19 protein-coding genes are annotated in these 23267 nt (G+C 38.9%); 11 read left to right on the forward strand and 8 right to left on the reverse strand.

Annotation, left to right across the window (positions count from 1 at the left end; genetic code table 11):
- Window positions 1-36: 36 nt before the first annotated feature.
- The gene (secD, locus tag QGN23_RS05750) at window positions 37-2958 is read right to left on the reverse strand and encodes a protein translocase subunit SecD (protein WP_282906041.1); all 2922 of its coding nucleotides are present in this window, start codon (window positions 2956-2958) and stop codon (window positions 37-39) included.
- A gap of 558 nt (window positions 2959-3516) precedes the next feature.
- Between secD and QGN23_RS05755 the strand changes: the two genes are divergently transcribed.
- Together QGN23_RS05755 and QGN23_RS05760 are read left to right on the forward strand one after the other, a co-directional pair.
- On the forward strand, window positions 3517-4503 hold the full coding sequence (locus QGN23_RS05755) for an SDR family NAD(P)-dependent oxidoreductase (RefSeq protein ID WP_282906042.1): 987 nt from the start codon (window positions 3517-3519) through the stop codon (window positions 4501-4503).
- A gap of 212 nt (window positions 4504-4715) precedes the next feature.
- A complete protein-coding gene (locus QGN23_RS05760) occupies window positions 4716-5084 on the forward strand; it encodes a glyoxalase (protein WP_282906043.1) in 369 nt (122 codons plus the stop codon).
- An 86-nt stretch (window positions 5085-5170) separates the two neighbouring features.
- On the opposite strand, the gene QGN23_RS05765 is transcribed toward QGN23_RS05760, so the two are convergent.
- The 5 genes from QGN23_RS05765 to dgt form a co-directional block, all read right to left on the reverse strand.
- A complete protein-coding gene (locus QGN23_RS05765; protein ID WP_282906044.1) occupies window positions 5171-5866 on the reverse strand; it encodes a DedA family protein in 696 nt (231 codons plus the stop codon).
- 64 nt (window positions 5867-5930) lie between these two features.
- Window positions 5931-7043, reverse strand: coding sequence for a peptide chain release factor 2 (prfB, locus tag QGN23_RS05770; RefSeq protein ID WP_282906045.1), 1113 nt, complete (start codon window positions 7041-7043; stop codon window positions 5931-5933).
- A gap of 172 nt (window positions 7044-7215) precedes the next feature.
- A complete protein-coding gene (locus tag QGN23_RS05775; protein WP_282906046.1) occupies window positions 7216-7890 on the reverse strand; it encodes a hypothetical protein in 675 nt (224 codons plus the stop codon).
- Between the two features lie 156 nt (window positions 7891-8046).
- Window positions 8047-8943 (reverse strand): SPFH domain-containing protein, encoded by an 897-nt coding sequence (locus QGN23_RS05780; protein WP_282906047.1) that lies wholly within the window; start codon window positions 8941-8943, stop codon window positions 8047-8049.
- A gap of 68 nt (window positions 8944-9011) precedes the next feature.
- A complete protein-coding gene (gene dgt / locus QGN23_RS05785; RefSeq protein WP_282906048.1) occupies window positions 9012-10367 on the reverse strand; it encodes a dGTP triphosphohydrolase in 1356 nt (451 codons plus the stop codon).
- A 652-nt stretch (window positions 10368-11019) separates the two neighbouring features.
- Here dgt and QGN23_RS05790 point away from each other — a divergent pair.
- The 7 genes from QGN23_RS05790 (at window position 11020) to QGN23_RS05820 (ending at window position 17885) form a co-directional block, all read left to right on the forward strand.
- On the forward strand, window positions 11020-12300 hold the full coding sequence (locus QGN23_RS05790; RefSeq protein WP_282906049.1) for a TolC family protein: 1281 nt from the start codon (window positions 11020-11022) through the stop codon (window positions 12298-12300).
- On the forward strand, window positions 12300-13238 hold the full coding sequence (locus QGN23_RS05795) for an HlyD family secretion protein (RefSeq protein WP_282906050.1): 939 nt from the start codon (window positions 12300-12302) through the stop codon (window positions 13236-13238). Before QGN23_RS05790 ends, QGN23_RS05795 begins: the two co-directional genes overlap by 1 nt.
- A 4-nt stretch (window positions 13239-13242) precedes the next feature.
- On the forward strand, window positions 13243-14166 hold the full coding sequence (locus QGN23_RS05800; protein ID WP_282906051.1) for an ABC transporter ATP-binding protein: 924 nt from the start codon (window positions 13243-13245) through the stop codon (window positions 14164-14166).
- Between the two features lie 2 nt (window positions 14167-14168).
- The gene (locus QGN23_RS05805) at window positions 14169-14915 is read left to right on the forward strand and encodes an ABC transporter ATP-binding protein (RefSeq protein WP_282906052.1); all 747 of its coding nucleotides are present in this window, start codon (window positions 14169-14171) and stop codon (window positions 14913-14915) included.
- An 11-nt stretch (window positions 14916-14926) separates the two neighbouring features.
- Window positions 14927-16033, forward strand: a complete 1107-nt coding sequence (locus QGN23_RS05810) for an ABC transporter permease (protein WP_282906053.1) — start codon at window positions 14927-14929, stop codon at window positions 16031-16033.
- Window positions 16034-16035: 2 nt separating this feature from the next.
- Window positions 16036-17151 (forward strand): ABC transporter permease, encoded by a 1116-nt coding sequence (locus tag QGN23_RS05815; RefSeq protein ID WP_282906054.1) that lies wholly within the window; start codon window positions 16036-16038, stop codon window positions 17149-17151.
- Window positions 17152-17282: 131 nt separating this feature from the next.
- Complete coding sequence (locus QGN23_RS05820; RefSeq protein WP_282906055.1) at window positions 17283-17885, forward strand: 2,3-bisphosphoglycerate-dependent phosphoglycerate mutase; 603 nt, start codon at window positions 17283-17285, stop codon at window positions 17883-17885.
- 143 nt (window positions 17886-18028) lie between these two features.
- Here QGN23_RS05820 and QGN23_RS05825 read toward each other — a convergent pair whose 3' ends face one another.
- Window positions 18029-19324 (reverse strand): NRAMP family divalent metal transporter, encoded by a 1296-nt coding sequence (locus QGN23_RS05825; protein ID WP_282906056.1) that lies wholly within the window; start codon window positions 19322-19324, stop codon window positions 18029-18031.
- Window positions 19325-19571: 247 nt separating this feature from the next.
- Window positions 19572-20234: a BON domain-containing protein gene (locus QGN23_RS05830; RefSeq protein ID WP_282906057.1), complete on the reverse strand. Its 663-nt coding sequence runs from the start codon at window positions 20232-20234 to the stop codon at window positions 19572-19574.
- 455 nt (window positions 20235-20689) lie between these two features.
- Here QGN23_RS05830 and QGN23_RS05835 point away from each other — a divergent pair, with 455 nt between their 5' ends.
- Window positions 20690-21628 carry a 1-phosphofructokinase family hexose kinase gene (locus QGN23_RS05835; protein ID WP_282906058.1) on the forward strand — a complete coding sequence of 313 codons (939 nt, stop codon included), beginning with the start codon at window positions 20690-20692 and terminating at the stop codon, window positions 21626-21628.
- Window positions 21629-21976: 348 nt separating this feature from the next.
- Entirely contained in the window at window positions 21977-23059 is a 1083-nt protein-coding gene (locus QGN23_RS05840) for a response regulator (RefSeq protein ID WP_282906059.1), read from the forward strand.
- Window positions 23060-23267 lie beyond the last annotated feature (208 nt).

A 23267-nucleotide genomic window follows, 5' to 3' on the forward strand; every position in this document is an offset into this window, starting at 1 on the left:
TCTTTCGAAGGACATTTAAAATTCTATTATAATAAGTTATTTCTTAGTTCTTTTATCGATAACTTCTACATCTACCGAAGTTTTTCCGTGTGGAGTTTCTTCTTTTCCTTTTCCTTTCAAGAAATCGTAGGCGATTGCTGATGAGATAAAGATTGATGAATAGGTACCGAAACCAATCCCAAGCAATAGAGCAAACATAAATCCTCTTAGGTTTTCTCCACCGAAAATGAAGATCGCTAAAATTACCAATAAAGTGGTGAATGAAGTATTGAAGGTTCTACCCAAAGTACTTGAAATAGAATCATCAAATAATCCTGCCAATGTAGTGGATTTTTTCTCTCTTAAATATTCCCGGATTCTGTCAAATACAATTACGGTATCATTGATGGAATACCCTAAAACGGTAAGAATTGCAGCAATAAAATCCTGATTGATCTCCATATTAAATGGCATGTATTTGTGCAATAACGAATATACTCCGAGAATAACAATGGCATCATGCGCAAGTCCCGCGACCGCTCCCAATGAGAACTGCCATTTGGTAAACCGCACCAAAATATATAGGAAGATTCCCGCTAAGGCCGCGATTACTGCAAGAGTTCCTCCTGTTTTAATATCATCGGCGACGGTTGGTCCCACTTTGGTCGAAGAAACAATTCCTGCGTGATCTTTATCGGCGGCTTTGAAATCCTGTAAAGTCATGTTGGCAGGAAGGTTTGGTTTTAAGCCTTCATACAATTTCTGCTCAATCGTTTGATCGGCTTTCAAAGATTCATCATCAATTAAATAATCCGTAGAGATCTTCAGCTGATTACCACTTCCCAAAGTTTTTGCTTCTACGGCAGACAATTTCCCGTCTTCGGTAGCAAACATTTTCGTCAAAGCTTCTTCCGTTTTTGTTGCATCTACTGGTTTATCGAATTTAACCACATAGTTTCTACCCCCTGTAAAGTCGATCCCATATTTAAATCCATTTACTGCGATTGAAAGTAAACTTCCCACAGTAAGGAATGCAGAAATCATGTAGGCATATTTTCTTTTTCCGATAAAATCGATCCAGACATTTCTGAACAAGTTTTTCGTTAAAGGAGTCCAAACCGACAATCCTTTTCCTTTGTTCAATCTGGCAAAAATCATTACTCTTGATAACAATACCGAAGTAAAGAAGGTCATCAGAATACCAATAATCAATGTTACCGCAAATCCTTTGATGGGACCTGTTCCGAAAATATACAAAACAATTGCCGTTAAAATCGTAGTCGAGTGACCGTCGATAATCGATGACAATGCGTGTTTGAAACCGTCTTTGTAAGCCTGCAGAATATTTTTACCGGCGAAGAGTTCTTCTTTGGTTCTTTCATAAATAATTACGTTGGTATCCACCGCCATCGCCATGGAGAGCACGATACCTGCAATACCAGGCAAAGTTAATGTTGCATCCACCGAATCCATGATTCCAAAGATGTAGAATAAATTAATTATCATCGCGATAACCGCATAAACTCCGGCTCCACCGTAATAGAAAATGATGTAGACCACAATTAGCAAAAATGCGATAAAGAAAGAAAACATCCCAGCGTCGATTGACTGCTGTCCTAATGATGGTCCAACCACATCCGCCTGTACAATTTTAGCACTTGCAGGAAGTTTACCTGCTCCCAAAACATTTACTAAATCCTGCGCTTCTTCCTGTGAGAAGTTTCCGGAAATCTGTGTTCTACCGTTCGGGATTTCATTGACAACATTTGGCGCAGTATAAACTACATTATCCAAAGTAACCGCTACCGATTTGTTCACGTTTTTGGCAGTCATTGCTTTCCATTCTTTAGAACCTTTAGAGTCCATCTGCATGTCAACAACTACTCTACCCATTTCGTCATAATTTACTCTCGCAGATTCTACTGCACCATCAACTGGCGCTTTCTGGTTGATATTACCACGGATTGCGTAAAGCACTAAATTATTTGCGTCGGTAGATTCCGGCTTATAACCCCACATGAATTGGGTATATTTAATATTCGCAGGACGAAGGTCTTTCGCTACTTTCGAATTTAATATTTTATTAACTGCCGCAGTATCTGATAATTTAATGTTACCAACTCCACTTGATCTCAAAGAGTTCAACTGAAGCATATTCATTAAATTGGTATTTTTTGCAACACCGATAGAATCAGCTTTCAAAGGAACAATTGTTGACAATTGTTCTAAGTAAGGAATAACTTCCTGCACCGTCTGTACTTCCCAGAACTGTAATTTCGCAGAAGTCGCCAACATTTTCTTTACCCGGTCGATATCTTTACTTCCCGGCATTTCTACTGAGATTCTACCTGTTCCAGGAACACGCTGCACGTTTGGCTGGGTAACTCCCATTTTATCGATACGCGTTCTGATCACTTCGTAAGCGGCACCTTCAGAAGCGCTGATTTTTCTTCTGACGATATTTTTTACTTCATCATCAGATGAGTTGTATTTAATTTCTGTAAGATTGGTATTCCCAAAGATTTCCGGATCTGCCAATTTCAAGTTGGTTCCTTTCTCTTTATTTACATTAGCAAATTCAGTAAAGAAATTCTCGATATAGTTTTTCGTAGAATTTTTTTGGTCTTTATCTGTTCTGTCCAACGCTTCCAAAAGAATCGGATTCGTAGAATATTGGGTCAAATCGTTAACCAAATCTCTCTGATTGATTTCCAAAAGAACGTTGATTCCTCCTTTCAAATCCAGACCCAACTTCATTTCTCTTTCTTTTGCTCTTGAATAGTACAATTTTGTAAATCCAAGATTCAGAGTGTCTTTAGAAAGACGAGCCATCTCCTTGTTATATTTTTCGGGGTTGTTTCCCGCAATAGCAGTGGCCTGTCTTTCAACTTTACCAGCATACCACGTTGGTAACAATTCGTTAAGACAAATAAGTCCCAGAATAATCGCAACCAGCTTAATAAGTCCTTTTCCTTGCATCGTTAATAGTTTACAACATTAAAATTATAGTCGGCAAATATAATGATTTTCAATATAATTAAGGATTATTTAACAATTGATTTTCAAAATTTCACAAACCAAGGGGCAGAAAGCCTTAACACAGCGATGAAAATTCAAACATGTAAATGCATAATCCCTATTGTTTTTCAGGAAACAATATTATTTATGTAATCATTCATTTTCAAATTCCGGTCGAATGAAACCTATTTTTCTGCTACATTTTCAATCCCTTTTAGCAAACAATCAGTTTTTTTAGTTGGAAGACAAAGTTGGAAGTTCGCTGTCGCTACTTTTAATCTTCCTTCCCAAACCTTTGCGACTGCGTATTTTGTCGGCGATAAAGTTTTCGATAACATTGAGTCCATGATATCAAAACGCACACTGAAAAAGCATAAAAAGGATTATTAAAATAAAGACCATTTAATTTTCACAGCAAGTCCGTGACCTTCTTAAAGAAGGCATTAATTGAATTTTAGAAATCAATTGCATAATAATTGATAGTATCTCAGCATCAATCTAACATTACAATTTACTATTATGGAAAATAAAGAAATAAACCACGGGGAATTACGTGGAAAAACAGTCGTCATCACCGGAGGAACAAGTGGCGTTGGAAAAGCCGCTGCAGAAGCATTTGCGCTGGAAGGCTGCAATGTGGTGGTTGCCGCCAGAGGCCGGGAAGGATTAGATGAAACTGTCGCCTTGTGTCACGATTTAGAAGTAGTTGCGCTGGGCGTTCAGACGGATGTTTCCGATGCGCAGCAAGTTCAGCATCTGGCAGAACAGGCACTGCAATTTAATGGTCGGATTGATATCTGGATAAATAACGCCGGTGTAATGGCAAGTGGTAAATTTGAGGAAATCCCGGTTGAAACGATGGATCAGCTGGTAAAAACCAATTTATTAGGATTTTTACACGGTGCTCATACCGTTCTTCCTATTTTTAAAAAGCAGAAAGAAGGAATTTTAATTAACAATATTTCAATCGGCGGATGGATGCCGGCTCCTTATTCAACGGCCTATTCGAGCACCAAATTTGGTATCCGCGGAATGGTAGAAGGTCTGCAGGGCGAGGTTTCAGATGAACCGAATATCCATATTGTCGGACTTTATCCCGGAATTCAAAGATCAACAGGAAATATGCACTCCGCAAAATATTCGGGTCTGGATTTTAAAATTCCACCTTTTTCCAGCGACCCGCGTGAATTGGCTGCAAAAATGGTTGAGGCTGCAAAAAATCCGAAGAAAAGCATTATCACAGATGGCTATGCCCACGTGATGAAAGTTCTTTACGGTTTATTTCCGAAAACAATTATCAACACTGCATCGGCCGTTTTAAGATTGGCAATGAAACCGGACGCAGATACCAATACCGACGGAAACGTCAATTATCAATCAAAAGATCCAATGAGGATTTACGGTGAACTGGCGATTCCTGTTCCTTCACGAAAAACAAAAACCGTTATGATGATGGCAGCCGGTATTGCATTAGGATTTCTTTATATTAAATCAAAGAAAAGGTAAACTTCAATCTTTACCACTCCTGTTAATTACGGATTTATAGTACCCCAAAAGCAAGAACTTCTCTTGCTTTTGGGCTTTAAAAACGATAAAAATCCAATAAAGTAAACATTGGTGGAGATGGTAATTTATTCAATCATTAAAAAAAGTAATGTGGTGAAATTAATCCCTGTTTAAATTCAAAAACTTTACATTTACGGCAAAGAAAAAATTAAATGATCACCAAACTTGATTTAAGGGAAACTTTAGAAATTCCTGTTTTAGAAATGGGTTCCGCAATTGAGCAATTTCAGAATCAATCCTTGCGACCGGTTTTGAAATTACAGAACGAACTCTATCTGAAATTATTTTCAACGTACTGTGCCCGCCAAAATCCAGATTTCAATTCTTTATCCGCAGCAAAAAAGAGAACTTTCATCGAACAGAGTTTACAGAAAGACAGCGTTCTGAAAAATATCTTCATCGGAATAACGATTGGTATGCTGACCCTTTCAGAACTGGAGTCGTATACTTTGGAAAGCAAAGAGTATAACAAAAGAATTATCACCATGCTGACCGAAAGAATAAAGGACCAGATAAAGTAATCATCATTACTTTATTCCGGATTTTACAACAAAAAAAAAGCAGCATTGTGAAAAATGCTGCTTTTATATTTTAAAAGAAAAGATCTTTATTCAGAAATATCGATGTCTTGTTTTACTTCTTCTTTCTTTTTTCCGAAGAAAAATTTAATGATAATTGGAACGGTCGTAACCAAAACAATAATGATGATGATCATTTCTAAATGTGCTTTCAAATCAATATCAAACTGGTTTTTGAACAAGGCATCTAAATAATGTCCCGCGAAAATCAAAGAGAATGACCACAAAAAAGCACCAATGATATTATCGATTAAAAACCGGGTTTTATCCATTTTCACAATGCCGGCCACAATCGGCGCAAATGTTCTTACGATGGGTAAGAATCTCGCCATAATCACTGCCAAAGCGCCATGTTGCTCAAAAAAATCGTGTGCCTGAAAAAGGTATTTTTTTTTGAAAAAGAATGAATCTTCTTTTTTGTAAAGAGCCGGTCCGGCTTTAAGACCAAACCAGTACCCAATTTCATTACCAATTACGGCAGCAATTGCTACTGCAGTTGCCAAAATGGTAGTATCCAATAAATTACTTCCAGTACCACCGAAAGTTTCTTTAATAATTTCTACCGCATAGATGCCTGATACAAAAAGCAAACTGTCACCAGGGAGAAAAAACCCTACAAACAAACCGGTCTCTGCGAAGATAATAAATAAGATGAGCCAAAAACCACCCATCTTTATATAAAATTCAGGATTTAAAAGATCCTTCCAACTTTCGAAATGTTCCATATTTGCAAAGATAATAAAAGAGAGCGTCTGTCGATATTAAGTATCTGTTAAAGTTTCTTAAAGTTTAGATTAAAAAATCATCCTCCTGCGCAGCCGTTCCATCGGCCATCAGGAATGCCTTTAGAAAAGGAGTTAAATCACCATTCATCACGCCATCTACATCTGAAGTTTCGTAGCCGGAACGCACATCTTTCACCAACTTGTAAGGATGCATCACATAATTCCTGATCTGGCTTCCCCACTCGATTTTCATCTTTCCGGCTTCAATTTCTGTTCTTGCTTTCATGCGCTCTTCGAGTTCCATTTCATATAAACGGGAACGCAATAACTGCATTGCTTTTTCTTTATTTTGAAGCTGGGAACGGGATTCTGAATTCTCGATAATAATTCCGGTTGGCGCGTGACGCAGCCGGACTGCGGTTTCCACTTTATTTACATTTTGCCCGCCTGCGCCACTGGAACGCATGGTTTCAAAGGAAATATCAGCCGGATTAATATTAATTTCAATGGTATCATCAACCAAAGGATACACGTAAACCGACACAAAACTGGTATGCCGTTTCGCATTGGAATCAAAAGGTGAAATCCTCACCAAACGGTGAACACCATTTTCTCCTCTTAAATATCCAAAAGCAAATTCACCATCGATTTCTAAAGTCACCGTTTTCACACCGGCAACCTCGCCTTCCTGATAATTCAGTTCACGGATTTTATAACCCTGATTCTCTGCCCACATGGTATACATCCTCATCAGCATCGAAGCCCAATCGCAACTTTCTGTACCACCTGCTCCTGCCGTAATCTGCAGAACGGCAGAGAGTTCATCGCCTTCATTAGAAAGCATATTCTTGAATTCTAAATCTTCAATTTTCTTTACAAGGACCGGGAAAGATTCATTCAGTTCTTTTTCGGAATCCGGATCTTCTTTGGCAAATTCCATCAATACCTGAATATCTTCAAAGCGCGCGAAAATTTCTTCGTAATCGTTGACCCATTTTTTCTTGGACCGCAGCTGCTTCATAAAAACTTCAGCTTCTTTCGGACGATCCCAAAATTCTGGTGACACCGTTTTTTCTTCGTCGTTTGCAATTTCAATTTTTTTTCGGTCGATTTGCAGATATTTATACAATTCGCCGATTCTGGATTGAACGTCTTTTATTTGGTCGCTGTTAATCATAAGTCATGCAAAAATACTTAAAAATGTTTTAAATAAAAATGAATTACTTACGATTAAAGTGAAAGATGATTCCTCCGTTAAGTTTACTCAACTTATAAAGAATTAAAATAAAAACGATAACAGAAAAGCCCGAAAATGATTCGGGCTTTTCAATTCTGTTATAAAAATTTAATTATTTAAAGACATTTCTTTCAACGTCAATCGCTTTTTTCACCGCCTGTTCAATTCTGCCTTTTGCGTTTTCAAAATCAGGTGCGGTATTCCATTTTCCTTTTATAATTTCAGTTTGTGGATTATCATTCGCAAAATAAAGAGAATTGTCTTTTAAACTGATTACCCGGTTAGAAACATAAGCATATCCTGCTCTGCCGGTTTCCACCATACTGTAATAACTAATCATCGCTCCCCAATTTACATTAACAAAAACGACATCATCAACCCCATATTTTTCCTTAAGATATCTCATATCATAATTGTAATATTTTTTAGATTCTTCTTTATTTCCTTTAAATTTCTCAGCTGTTTTGGGATCAAATTTTTCATCGATAACGACCACTTCCTTTCCTCTCGTTTTTAAAGTTTCGGAGTAAATGCCGATCAGTTCATTTTTAAATTTAATCTCTTTATTAACATGATCTAAAAGAGGCTGGTACTTATCTCCGGAAGTTACCGCCAAATCTAATAATCCTTGCGATCCTTCTCTAAATTTTTGGGGATCATTGACATTTACAAAAACACCAACTTTTGAAGGTTTCTGAAAGTATTCAGCATTCATCGGTACATTGGTGACACAGGAAACCAGGATAAAGAACAGCGCTACAAGGCCAAGAAAATTGATTTTTTTCATATATTTTTTTTTCAAAAGTATTAATCTTTTTTTTAAATCGAAAATACTTTTTAAAATAAATATGTCATGCTGTAAAATAACTCATTTTTCAAAATTTCCGCCAAAAAAAACCAACTCCGAAAAGTTGGTTTTAATTTTATAAATACAGAAAATAACTTATTCTTTAATATGTTCCATTTGCTGGGTAGCAGCCATAGAAACCATTAAATCATTTAATAAAGTACTTGCGGAATTTGGCGAATTCGGCAACAATACTAAGCTGCTTTTGTTCGTGGAACCAATTGCCTGAAGCGTATCATAATGCTGTGTTACCACGATTAATGCAGAAGCTTCCTGTGCATTAATATTCGCTTCGTTCAGCATTTTCACCGATTCTACCAAACCGGCGGCAATTTCTCTTCGCTGATCGGCAATACCTTGACCTTGTAATTTTTTAGATTCTGCTTCTGCTTTCGCTACGGCAACAATTCTAATTTTCTGTGCTTCAGATTCGTATTCTGCGGCCGTTTTTTCACGTTCTGCAGCATTAATTCTGTTCATCGCATGTTTCACCTGTTCATCCGGATCGATATCGGTTACCAATGCTTTGATGATGTCATAACCATAACTTTGCATTGCTTCCTGAAGTTCTCCTTTCACCGCGATTGCAACGTCGTCTTTTCTTACGAATACATCATCCAGTTTTAACTTTGGAACTTCCGCTCTTACCACGTCAAAAACGTAAGAGGTGATTTGGTTTTCCGGGTTTTCTAACCGGTAAAAAGAATCGGCAACCTGTGAGGCAATTACTTGATACTGCACAGAAACTTTCATCCTGATGAAAACATTGTCTAAAGTTTTGGTGTCAATAATTACATCTAACTGCTGAATTCTCAAGTTCATTCTTTTGGCAACCTGATCGATGAACGGAATCTTCAAATGCAAACCGGATTGGCGCACGATATGAAATTTCCCTAAGCGCTCTACAATTGCAGCGGTTGCCTGCTTCACCGTAAAAAATGAGGCAAATAAAACAACAAGGGCGAAAAAGATAATAAATCCTAAATAAGTCATTGGAATTTTTTTAATGGTTTTTATTAAATCGTTTTGATTTTGGATAAAGATAATTAAAATTACCGAATTTACATCGTCATTCCGATATCAATTCCTTTAATTTTTCTATATAAATCAGTCGCGAAATTATCGGTCATTCCGGAAACAAAATCAATTACACCGAGAACTTTTTGGTAATCAGTTCCATCTTCATAAAGAAACTGTTTGGGCAAAAGTTTCAAAGCCATTATATCGTAAGATTTCCGCTGGGATTTCTCTGTTAAAATCGGTGGAATAAAATGATTCAGCAATTCGTACATCACGTTATAACCGGCATTTTCTATTTCGATAACATTTTTGTGATTGTAAATTTTTTCAATGGAGAAGTTTTCGATTTCCTGTAAAGACGGATTATCGATTTTATAAATATCGAGCAGCGCTTTGTCTAATGTCCCATGTAAAATATCCAGAAAACGTTCCTGGTAAACCTGAATCGATTTATTAATTAATGCATTGATTACTTTTGCTCTTAAATAAGAAATTCGCTCGTTGGCGTTCGTCAAAATCGCTAATTTATCTTCTACTCTTTTGGTATTTCCATTTTCGGATTTAATCAGTTCAAGGAACAGATTTTCGCAGTCAGAAGTAGAAACAATTCCCAACCGGTGCGCATCTTCCATATCGATGATATTATAGCAAATATCGTCTGCGGCTTCGACCAGCCACACAAAAGGATGTCTTTTGAAAATAGTTGGCTCCTCACTTTCCTGATGCAGATGAACCGATTTTGCAATGTTCAGAAACGTTTCTTTTTCATTTTGAAAAAAACCGAATTTCTTGCGGTGAATGATCCCTTTTTTCTTGGCAATCGCTTCACACGGATATTTTGCAATACTTGCCAACGTGGTATAGGTTAACTGTGTTCCGCCTTCATCTTTCCCGTTTTGTTGATGTGTTAAAACTCTGATGGCATTGGCGTTCCCTTCGAAATTCACCAGATCTGCCCATTCTTTTTCGTTGAATTTCCCTTTTAAATCGTTTTCATTTTTCTCAAAATAACTGGCAATGGCGTCTTCGCCGGAATGTCCGAAGGCTGGATTCCCTACATCATGACACAGACAGGCCGCAGCGATGACATTATGTAAATTGTGCTGATAAAAATTCTGTGCGTTTTCATCGAGATCGTTTTTATAATTATTGAAAATAAAATCTCCGACAGCACTTCCTAAACTTCGACCAACAGAAGAAACTTCGAGAGAATGCGTCAAACGGTTGTGAACAAATACGCTTCCTGGAAGTGGAAAAACCTGCGTTTTATTCTGCAGTCTTCTGAACGAGGCAGAAAAAATAATACGGTCAAAATCTCTCTGAAAATCGGTTCGCGAAGCCGAAGTTGCGGGATGGTTTCCGGTTCGCTGATGGGTAAATAGGCTGTTTAAAATCATAATATTAACCCAAAAATAATGCTTAATTTTAAGTAATAAAAGTTTTTAAGATGAAAGTTTATTTTTTGCCGCTCCCATTGATAATTTTCTTTTGAAAGACCAATACTTCAAACAATTAAAAACCGCTTTAAAACACAGAATAGTACTGTTTTACCGCTGGGAAACCCCAATTATTGCTTTCAGTTTGGATGCGAAATAATACCAAGTGAATTCTGTCGCGTGACGATTAGATTTCGCACCTGCCCGCAACGCTCTTCGCCTGGATGTACACCATAAATTCCCTTTGGTCATTTTTCTCTGTTTCCTCCAGGTGCAAAATTACAGCTTTACTTTTGTTACGGAATATTGTTATAATGGACTGCTAATCTGTTATATGTATAATTTATTTTTATAAATATATAACTGTACAGGCTTAATAAATCCGAAATTTAATTTAAAAATAAACGGACGCGCAATACTTCTGCCTGTGGATATGGAGTATAAAAAAGAAGCGAAAATTATAAAGCTACCAATGATTGATAAATAGAGCCGAAACAGCCAACAGCAGGATTCACTTGCATCGATAAACTCCATAGAAACATTTACCTGCCAACATTTCAATAGGAATTGCATTATGATAAAACCAACAAATTCGCTAAGAAGGAAATTTACAATGGCAACCATTACCGCTATTTTAATAATTTTTGGCAGATATAATATCTATACACAGGAGCCTGCAAAAGTTGACATCGAATCAGCTTACGAGTTGGCCTACAAAAATTATCCGCTCATCCAACAGGCGCAATTGATTGCTAAAACAGCCGAATATTCAGTTGAAAATGCGTCCAAAGGATATCTGCCTACTTTATCCATTAACGGGCAAGCTACTTACCAGTCTACGGTGACTGATTTTCCGGTGAACAACCCTCTTTTTACATTACCCAATTACAGTAAGGATCAATATAAAATTTACGGTGAAATAAACCAGTTGATCTATGATGGCGGGCGCATATCCAATCAAAAAAAAACTGCAAAAGCCAACGAAACCGTTCAGCAGCAAAATCTCAAAATTGAATTATATACTTTATATGGCCGTATTAATCAGTTGTTTTTTGGAGCTGTAATCATTGATGAACAGTTAAAAATAAACGATTTATTGAAATCTGATATTCAGAATGGAATCGACAAGGCAAAAGCTTTGGTTGCAAACGGTCTCGCATACAGAAGCAATGTGGATGAACTTACCGCCCAACTGTTACAGGCGGAACAATCTCAGATAGAATTAAATGCCACAAAAAAAGCATACCTGGATATGCTGAGTTTGTTCATCAATGTTCCTCTTGATGAAAACTCAATTCTTGAAAAACCTGATTCTCCCATCATTTCAGCAGAGATCAACCGGCCGGAAATTTTATTTTATGAGGCGCAGAAAAAAATAGATGACCTGCAGGAACAACTTTTAAAAATACAGCTTCGGCCGAGACTTGGCTTTTTTGTTCAGGGCGGATATGCGCGGCCGGGACTCAACCCACTGAGCAACAATTTTTCCTGGTATTACATTGGCGGACTCAAATTAAATTGGAATCTGGAAAGTTTATATACCCTAAAAAATCAAAAGAAAATATTCGCTTTAAACAAAGAAACACTTGATATACAAAAGGAAACTTTTATTTTCAACACCAAAATTTCCCAAAAACAACAACGCTCCAGCATCGAAAAATATGCAGAACTTTTTAAAAAAGATGACGCCATCATTGCTTTGCTCGAATCTGTAAAAAAGGCAGCGGCCGCACAGTTGGAAAACGGAGTTTTAAGTGCTCACGATTACATCAATGAAGTAAATGCAGAGAACAAAGCCCGCCAAACCCGTATCCTTCATGAAATACAGCTTTTACAGGAGCAGTATAATTATCAAAATACCACAGGGAACATTCAAACGCTAAACAATCAATAATGAAAATCAGGAGCTTTTTATACACCGTTATACTGGGTCTTGCTGTCACGGGATGCAATTCGAATAATGCATTGTATGATGCCGAAGGTACATTTGAGGTAGATGAGGTCATCGTGTCTTCGGAAGTTCCGGGTAAGATCATATCCCTAAATGTGGAGGAAGGCTCATTGCTTAAAAAAGGGAGCGTCGTAGGCGTGATCGACTCTATCCCTCTTAATTTACAAAAAGCACAGGTGGAGGCGACAATGGCTGCACTGCATCAAAAAACAATGGACGTAAGACCTCAGGTTAAAATGCTCAAAGATCAAATTGCGGTACAAAAAGTTCAGCTCGCAAATGCCATCCATGAAAAGAACCGTACCGAAAGATTATTAAAAGCAGACGCAGCTACCGGCAAACAACTGGATGACTGGAATAACGCAATCGATGTACTGCAAAAACAGATCACCGTGAATGAACAACAGATAAAAGTGCAGGAGACCGCGACAGCAGTCCAAAACAGTTCGGTACTGAGTGAGTTTAAGCCCCTAAAAAAATCGGTCGCACAAATTAATGATCAGCTCAAAAGAACAAACATCATCAATCCAATAAATGGCACCGTACTCATAAAATATGCAATGGCTGGCGAAATGACCGCCATAGGAAAACCTGTGTATAAAATCGGTGATTTATCTGTAATTACCTTACGGGCCTATATTACAGAAACACAACTGGCACAAATAAAACTGAACCAACAGGTAAAAGTACTGGTAGACAGCAGTCCTACCTCTTACAGAACATACACCGGTACCATTATCTGGATCTCTGATAAAGCAGAATTTACCCCCAAAACCATTCAGACCAAAGAAGAACGGGCTAATCTTGTTTATGCAGTTAAGATTCACGTAAAGAACGATGGTTATTTGAAAATCGGAATGTATGGTAATGTAAAATTTTAATGAAATGAGCCCATCCATAATCATTGAAAATATTACAAAAACCTATCGGGTGAAAAAGGAGGTCATTTCGGCCTTAAAAGGAATCTCTTTCGCTGTGGAAAAAGGGGAAATATTCGGTCTTATCGGTCCCGATGGTGCCGGAAAAACGTCTCTATTCCATATTCTGACAACCCTGGCGTTGGCTGACAGAGGAAGTGCTTCAATAGATGGTTTTGATGTGATAAAAGATTACAAACAGATACGCAGCAGCATCGGGTATATGCCCGGAAAATTTTCCTTGTACCAAGATTTGTCGGTTCAGGAAAATCTGGAGTTTTTTGCCACTATTTTTAATACCACTATTGAACAGAATTATGACATGATCAAGGAGATTTACCGGCAGATCGAACCTTTTAAAACACGGAAAGCGGGACAACTATCCGGGGGAATGAAGCAAAAGCTGGCACTTTGCTGCGCACTGATTCATAAACCATCTGTGTTGTTTCTCGATGAACCTACAACGGGGGTCGATGCGGTATCGCGTAAAGAGTTCTGGGAAATGCTTTATAGGCTCAAAAATCAGGGCATCGCAATACTGGTTTCCACCCCATATATGGACGAGGCCAGCCTTTGCGACAGAGTGGCGCTGATCCAGAAAGGAAAGCTGTTGTCAGTGAATACCCCAAAAGGTATTGTCACTGAATTTAAAAAACAGTTATGGTCTGTAAAAGCCGACGATATGTTCCGCCTGATGAATGACATTAAAAAAAATGCGTCGATAGCAAGTTGCTATCCTTTTGGGCAGGTGCATCACGTTGTTTTTAAAACAGAGGAAAACAGTAAAGCCCAATTGGAACAGATTATAGCGCAGGGGAAATACAGCCAGAGCGAAATTAAATTAATTGAACCCAGTGTCGAAGATTGTTTTATGGCCTTAATGCAGGAGTAATCATGGAAACAGAAAAAGTAATAACAGCCAAAGAGCTCACCAAACAGTTTGGTAATTTTACCGCAGTCGATAAAATTTCTTTTGACGTGAGAAAAGGAGAGATTTTCGGTTTTATAGGAGCCAATGGAGCCGGTAAAACTACAGCAATGCGCATGCTGTGCGGCTTGTCTCTGCCCACTTCGGGATTGGCTACCGTCGCCGGCTTTGATGTTTACAAACAAAACGAGCAGATTAAAAAAAACATCGGTTATATGAGTCAGAAGTTCTCTCTTTATGAAGACCTGACCATTAGAGAAAACATCCGGTTTTATGCCGGCATCTACGGCTTAACTGATAAACTGATTAAGGAAAAAACAGTCTTCCTGCTGGAGCAACTGCACATCGTGGGCCAGAAAAAAACACTGGTAAAGGCTTTGCCTCTTGGGTGGCGTCAAAAACTGGCTTTTTCGATTGCCATCATTCATGATCCCGCCATCGTTTTTTTGGATGAACCCACAGGAGGTGTCGATCCCATTACAAGACGGGAATTCTGGAATCTGATTTATGAAGCTTCGGCAAAAGGCATTACCATCTTTGTCACAACCCATTATATGGATGAAGCAGAATACTGCAACCGGGTTTCTATTATGGTGGATGGAAGGATTGATGCACTCGACACCCCTGAAAATCTTATGAAACAGTATTCGGCATCATCGATGGACAGTGTCTTTTTACAGCTGGCAAGAAAAGCGGTACGGACAGAAAATTAAATCCTAAAAAAATGAAACAGTTTTTAATTTTTGTGAAAAAGGAATGGCTCCACATCTGGAGAGACCGCAGAACGCTGTTCATTCTTCTCTTTATGCCAATTATCCAGATTGTTCTGTATGGCTTTGCCCTTACTACTGAGGTTAAAAACTCTAAAATCGCAATTTTCGATCAGTCCAAAGACGAAGCCACCATGGTGATCTCCAATGAAATAGCCGCCAGCAGATATTTCGATCTGGCCAGGAACCTTTATTCCTATAAAGATATCGAAGCTGCTTTCCGTAAGGATGAAATGAGGGTGGCCATTGTATTTCCGGCAAAATTCAGATATGATCTCCTGCACAGCAATCAGGCGCAGATACAGCTCATAGCCGACGCTTCTGATCCCAATACCGCAAATACCCTCACCAATTACGCCACTTCAATAATTAAGGATTATCAGCAGACGATCAATCCTGATCAGGAAATGCCATACACCATCCATACCCAACGGAGAATGCTTTACAACCCGGAACTGAAAGGAGCTTACAATTTTGTCCCCGGAGTCATGGCCCTCGTATTGATGCTGGTATGCGCCATGATGACCTCCATCTCGATTGTCAGGGAGAAGGAAATGGGCACGATGCAAGTCATTTTGGTGTCTCCTTTAAAACCCTTTCGGATCATCATTGCCAAAACGATTCCTTATCTTCTGGTTTCGATGGTCAATATCGCCAGCATTCTTTTGCTCAGCGTTTACGCCCTGGAAGTGCCCATCACCGGAAACCTGGGCTTATTAATCGCTGAGAGCATTTTATTCACCGTTACCTCTCTTTCGGTGGGAATATTAATTTCCAATACCGCCAAAACCCAGCAAACGGCGATGTTTACTTCAATGATGAGCTTATTCCTGCCTACCCTGCTGTTCAGCGGTTTTATGTTTCCTATTGAAAATATGCCGGTTCCTTTGCAGGTCATCTCCAATTTGGTTCCGGCAAAATGGTATTTCATCATCGTAAAAGATGTCATGATTAAAGGACTTGGTTTTGCAGCAGTCTGGAAGGAAACCTTGGTTTTAATTGCCATGACGGCGATATTACTTGCTGCAAGTATTTATAAATTTAAAATCAGGCTGACATGAGAATGATGAAGTTTTTGTTGTGGAAAGAACTGTTACAGATCTTCCGGGACCCGGCCATTATAAGAATATTGTTTGTAATGCCGATGGTACAATTGCTTATTTTACCCCTTGCCGCCGACTATGAGATCAAAAACATAAATCTGGGCGTGGTTGATCGTGACCATTCTGAATACTCGCGGAAGCTTGTCAATAAAGTAATATCTTCCGGATATTTCCGTCTGAAAGATTACAGCCCCAGTTTTCAGCAAGGAATGAAAGCCATTGAATCAGATAGAACCGATCTTATTCTGGAAATTCCGGCCCATTTTGAAAAAGACCTCATCAAAGAAGATCAGGCTACCCTTTTCGTTGCGGTAGATGCTGTAAATGGCGTTAAAGCCGGATTGGGAGGCGCTTATATACAACAGATCATACAGGATTACAATCAGGAAATCCGCTTACAATGGTTACGGGACCAGCGGTTTAACCCACAGCCGACTATCGAAATCGTTTCAGCCGACTGGTACAATCCCAATATGAACTACCGTGTTTTTATGGTTCCCGGAATCCTGGTCATGCTCATAACGATGATCGGTTCGTCCTTTGCTTCAAACAATATCGTCAGGGAAAAAGAAATGGGTACCCTGGAACAGATCAATGTAAGTCCCATCAGGAAAATACAGTTTATTTTGGGTAAACTCATTCCGTTTTGGATGCTGGCAATCATCGTGTTGACCATGGGACTCCTCATCGCCAGATTCGTGTACGGAATAGTGCCACTGGGACATTACAGTACCATTTATATGTTTGCAACCATTTACCTCCTGGCGATACTCGGACTGGGTTTATTGCTTTCCACCTATGCCCAAACACAGCAGCAGTCGATGCTGGTGTCTTTTTTTGTCACAATGGTTTTTAACCTGTTGAGCGGACTGTACACTCCCATCGAAAGTATGCCGCACTGGGCACAGATTATTACGAAATTTAATCCGGTATCTTATTTTATCGAAGTAATGCGTATGGTCATGTTAAAAGGCAGCGGACTGGCAGATATCAAATACCAGATATTGGCTTTAATCGGCTTTGCCGTTTTTTTTAATGGATGGGCGATATTAAATTATAATAAGCGATCCGGTTAAAAATGATTTATAGGAATAAAGTTTTCAACTCTTTTATGAGTGCTAAGATCAACTTGAGCGCTGTTCACCGTAAATTTTCGGTTGATTTCAGCAGGTTGTAATTGTACTAAACCGTTCTTTAAAATGATGAAATGGCTTTATTAATCTTCGTACGACACGGGCAATCTTTATACAATTTTGAGAACCGTTTCACCGGAACCCTCGACATTGGTTTGACCCCTCTTGGCCGGCAGGAGGCAAAAAGTGCAGGAGCGAAACTCAGGGGTTATGTCTTTGATATCGCATACACTTCCATGCTGGTCAGAGCTTGGGAGAGTCTGGACATTATCCTCCATGAAATTCATTTGAAAATCCCCATCGTAAAAAACAGTGCCCTGAATGAAAGGATGTATGGCAGCTTACAAGGACTCAATAAAGCAGAAACGGCGCAGAAATATGGCGTGGAACAGGTCGAAATCTGGAGGAGAAGTTTTGATATCCGCCCACCTGACGGCGAAAGTCTCGCAGATACCGGTAAACGTGTTATTCCTTATTATGAAAATGTAATCGCTGCGCAGTTAAAAATGGGCAAAAATGTTCTGATTGTGGCTCATGGTAACAGCTTGCGCGCTTTAATGATGCATCTGGAAAATATCAGTCCGCAGGATATTTGTGCGGTAAATATTCCCACAGGGGTACCCAGAATCTACCATTTTGATGCAGACATGAAGCTTTCGGGTGTAAAATACCTTTAAAACGTGTATTATAATTGTTTTAAAAATCTATTTTTTTTAATTATTATTTTTTTTAAAAATGATCTGAGTTATTACAGAAGTTTGGGTTAAGACTCATGTACTTTTTGACATTTTACTTCTATTTACATCAACTTCTTTTGATGTTAAAAAGCAGCGAACATGGCAATAGATGCTGCGGCCATGACGATAAAGGTCGCCCATAACAATCCTTTGGAAAGCCATCCACTTTTGAAATCACCCATAATCTGTTCACTTGCGGATATCCGTACGATAAGAAACAGCAGCGGTACTGCGGCTACTCCATTGAGTACAGCGGTATAAACAAGAGCTTTTACCGGGTCGATGCCAATAAAATTCATCGCCAGACCGATGAGCGTTGATATGATAATGACCATATAAAAGCCTTTTGCTTTTTTGAATTTGAGTCCTAAACTCGCATCCCAATTAAAGACTTCGGATACGGCGTATGATGCTGAACCCGAAAGTACGGGTACTGCAAGCATACCGAGACCAATAATCCCTATAGCAAATATCATCTTGGACAGAAGTCCCGAATTCGGGAATGAGTTCACCAGAGGCTCCAGAGCTCTGGCTGCATCGGCGGCAGTTCCGATGTCGGTAACGCCACTCTTATGAAGTACAGTCCCGCCGACCAGTATGATACACCAGGTAGTGAATTCAGAGATGATCATCCCAATGTTATTGTCTTTTCTCATAGCGTGGATATGCACCCATCTGATTCTGGGTTTACCATCCTGTATGAGCCCTTTTTCCTTTTCCTCCTCTACCTCTTGAGAAGCCTGCCAGAAGAACATATATGGGGTAATGGTAGTACCAAACACCCCGGTGATGATGAACAGAAAACTAAAAGAAAACTCAAAATGAGGAACAACAGATGCTTTTAACACTTCTGTCCAGGGCTGATCGATAATAAATGCGGTGAGAGGATAGGCCAGCAGTGATAAAGCCAGCCATTTAAGTACCTTTGAATAGACCCGGTAACTCATAAAGATCTCTAACAATAGGATAAGGATGGTAAAGCATACCGTAAGTACGACAAAGTGAACAGGAACAAGCAGCTGTGCAGCGGCGGCCATTGCACCGATATCCGCACCTATATTAATGGTGTTGGCAATAACAACCAGCCCCACAGAAGCATACAGTACCTTTTTATTATAATGATCTTTGATAACAGCAGTAAGTCCTTTGCCGGTAACCATCCCTATCCTCGCACAGGCTTCCTGCACAGCCGTCATAAAGGGCAGCATGTACAGCGCGGTCCACAACTGCCCGTAGCCAAATTGTGCACCGGTTTGCGAATAGGTGGCGATACCGGAAGGGTCATCATCAGCCGCACCGGTAGTGACCCCAGGACCCAAAAGCCCAAAGAATTCTTTGATTTTTCTGGTTGTGGACTGAAGATTATGTTTGACCGACATAGTATTGATGTATTTTGTTCGTACAATTTACTATTATGGGAATCATTATTTTTATCTTTCTATTTTTTTCTCATCATCTGCCTTCTGTCACTCAACCGTATCAATATGAAAGGGTAATCACGTTATTATTTCCTTGCTGTACTCAAAACGGAAAAACTGCGGTAGTTTTTCCTATGCGGGCTGAACCAACAGTTATATGGCACATCTGTGTTTGCGGTTATGTCAATAAAAAACTTATTATCAGTAGTTAATAGGCATATTCGTAACCAACTGCAAGGTCATTTTTTACATGCCAAATCCCGGGTGTTTTCCAGGCAATACGGCTTGCTTCCTCTTTGGCATACCAGGAATTAACGACTCCTGTGAGCGTAGCAGTTGTACCTGAAACTGAAACCTCGATTTCACTATCGTCAATTGCACTTCTTCGAAGGGCATTTTTAATGGTTTTCTGTTCAATTTTATCGTGTACCTCGGATTTAATTTTTATATTATTGATGACTCCTTTTACTCCCGTAAGATATTTCACTGCATTGCCAGCGGCTTCTTTCTCGAAATTCCAGGGCAACTCGCCCTCTAAAGTCACCCAGCCGTCCTCTACTTTTACGGATACTTTATCATTTGGAACTGACCAATCCGCTTTCAAAGCTGCTAAAACCTCATTAGCGACTTGCACATCGGTTTTTGACCAGGCACTGGGAATTTTCACCTCAATATTTTCAACCAAAGCTCTTACGCCACTCACTCTTTTAGCAGCGGCTTCTGCTTCTTTCTTTTTTGCATAGCTGTCAACTACACCTATCAAAGAAACTACACCGTCTTTCGCGGTTACTCCAATTTCCGCTGCATGTAATAATGGCTCCCATTTGATTGCATCCAACACGTCCTGTTGTAATTCTGCATTTGTTTTCATATTAATTTTAAATCTTAATTTGGGAATTTTAAATTTGCTTATAGAATGCCGTCTTTGATAAAAATAGATGCAGCATATCTGCAATCCTCTCGTTTTCTGTTAAACACTTATTTGATTTTTATAAGATTAGATGATAATCCTTTCATTATTTAAAGAGACTCAAAGTTCCATAAACCACCTCATAAGTAAAATGATCTTCATCATTATGAAATCTGATACTGGTCAATTTTTAAATTTTTTAAGAAAGAATTATTTTTATAAATTCATCATTCATACTGTTTCAACTATTACAAAGGGGGCACAACCCGCTATCTCATTATTTTCCGTGACCAAATTCATTATTTGGTGAGCCTGTAATTTGCAAATTTGACCCCAATGAAAATTAAAGTATGTTTAAAAACGGCTATGCATATAGAAAAACACCTGTTTTATGATGACATTAATAAAAAACAACAATGAAAAAATCTGTTCTAACCATTACTTTGAATCCGTCAATTGACAAAAGCAGCAGCGTACAAAACATAGTACCAGGATTGAAACTACGGTGCAAACCCCCTAAACATGAGGCAGGAGGTGGCGGCATCAATGTTTCCAGAGCATTAGCAAGATTGGGAATTTCCTCTGATGTTTTCTTCACCTCTGGCGGAAGAACCGGCCAGTTGTTGGAAGAAATACTCCAGGCCGAGAAACTCCATACATTCCCACTTGATATTTCCACAGAAACCAGAGAAAACATTACTGTTATGGATACCTTTAGCAAAGAACAATATCGGTTTATATTCCCCGGCGGGAAGCTTACCTTGAAAGAACAAAAAAAAATAACAGATTTTGTCGACAGGATAAATCCCTGTCCCGATTTTGTAGTGTTTAGCGGCAGCCTTCCACCGGGGGTTGATCCAGTTTTTTTGAGACAACTTGTTGATAAATGCAAAGCCAAAGGCAGTAACGTAATTGTAGACACCTCAGGAGAAGCGCTCAAAATAGCGATAGAAGCAGGCGTATTTTTAATCAAGCCCAGCGTACGGGAACTGAGTGCTTTTGTCGGAAAAGAAAAGCTGGAAGACAGGGAGATAGAGCATGCCGCACAACTTATAATTTCGCAGGGAAAAGCTAAAATAGTTGTTGTGTCACTAGGTTCTAAAGGAGCTGTTTTATTCTCAGAAAATGAAAAGATTCAAGTTGCAGCTCCTGCGGTAAAAGTGAAAAGTACGGTGGGTGCCGGGGACAGTATGGTTGCCGGGATGTTGTCTGTCCTGATCAACGGAGGAGACCATAAAAAAATGATTTCGATGGGGATAGCATGTGGATCGGCTGCTACAATGGCAGAAGGAACAGGACTCTTTACAAAAGAAAATGCAGAACGTATTTTTAATGACATTCAAAATCATAAGTAAGTTTACCGCTGCCGATCTCAATAAAAAACTATTTTAAAAAATCCAGACGGTAGATTCGGTGATCACTATATCTATAGATTCTCCTGTTAACCTTACCCGAAGATGGGATGGTGTTTTTTTAGTATAAATAAAATGAGGAATTTTTAAATACATTTCCTGGATGCTGATTTTTGCCGATCAAGAAAGCAAAACAGAGCCTAACAATATAAAAAAATTTACATCTTTCCATGTTAATCGTTTAATTTAAAGATAAAGTTTTAACTTTATAACATTCAGTTACTTATAAATGATGAAAAGTGAAAAACTGTTGTATCGCAGCAAATTTACACGATCATTTCATAAAATATAATGAACATTAATACTGTTTTTTTTAAACCAATGGAAAAAAAACGCGTTCTGGTCATTGAAGACAATGAAGACATCCGTGAGAATACCTCCGACCTTCTTACACTGGCAAGCTACGAAGTATTTCAGGCGGCTAATGGCAGAAAAGGAGTAGAAATGGCGATTGAACATATGCCGGATGTTATCCTGTGCGATATTATAATGCCCGAAATGGATGGATATGGCGTCCTCCATCTGCTGAGCAACCGGGAAGATACCGCATTGATTCCCTTTGTTTTTATGACGGCGAAAACCGATAGAACAGAAATCAGAAAAGGAATCGAAATGGGAGCAGATGACTATCTCACAAAACCTTTCGATGATACCGAACTCCTGAGTGCAGTCGAAAGCAGACTGAAAAAGAAAGAACTTCAGAAAAGCATATACACCTCTACCCTCACCAGGATGACCAATCTATTTCGGGATTCACACGGTCTGGATGAACTAAAAAAATCATTTGACGAAAGAAAAATTAAATTCTTTAAAAAAAAGCAGATCATTTATTACGAAGGCGATGCTGCAAATACCGCCTATTTAGTCCTTTCAGGGGCAGTGAAAACGACAAAAATGACGGAGGACGGTAAAGAACTCATGACAGGAACTTATCATCCCGAAGACTATTTTGGAATTGTATCCTTGTTTTCTGGAAAAGAATATAAGGAAACAGCGGAGGTATTGGAAGATACTACACTATGCTCTGTACCAAAAGAAGTTATAGAGCAACTGCTGCATAAATACCCTGACATTGCCGAAAAATTCATCACAATCTTAGCACAGAATGTTATTGATCACGAAGAACAATTATTACAGCTCGCCTATTATTCGGTCCGAAAAAGAATGGCTGAAGTACTGATCAAACTGCATGCAAATCATTCTCCCACCAACTGTTTCGAAATTTCCAGAGAAAATCTTGCTGCGATGGCAGGAATGGCCAATGAAACGGTAAGCAGGATTCTCAGCGATTTCAAAACAGAAAAACTCATTAATAAAAATGCAGGGGTGATTACAATACTTAATCTCAAAGGTCTTCAAAAACTTAAAAATTAAAGTGCCCTTCGACCAAAACTAATGTAATGGCAGATGGCAATTTTTAAACCTTCACCATTTCATCTCATTTTAGCAGTGTGACCTTTATAAATTTCTGAATCGTGCCTGCAACGAAGTCAACGGTTCTGCCGAACTCCTGCAACGTTTTGACAGAAACACTTCCCTCCTGGGCAAAGCAAGCGGACTTTACCAAACGCCACAAAAAAAA

Source organism: Chryseobacterium gotjawalense (genome assembly GCF_030012525.1).
Lineage (GTDB): Bacteria > Bacteroidota > Bacteroidia > Flavobacteriales > Weeksellaceae > Kaistella > Kaistella gotjawalense.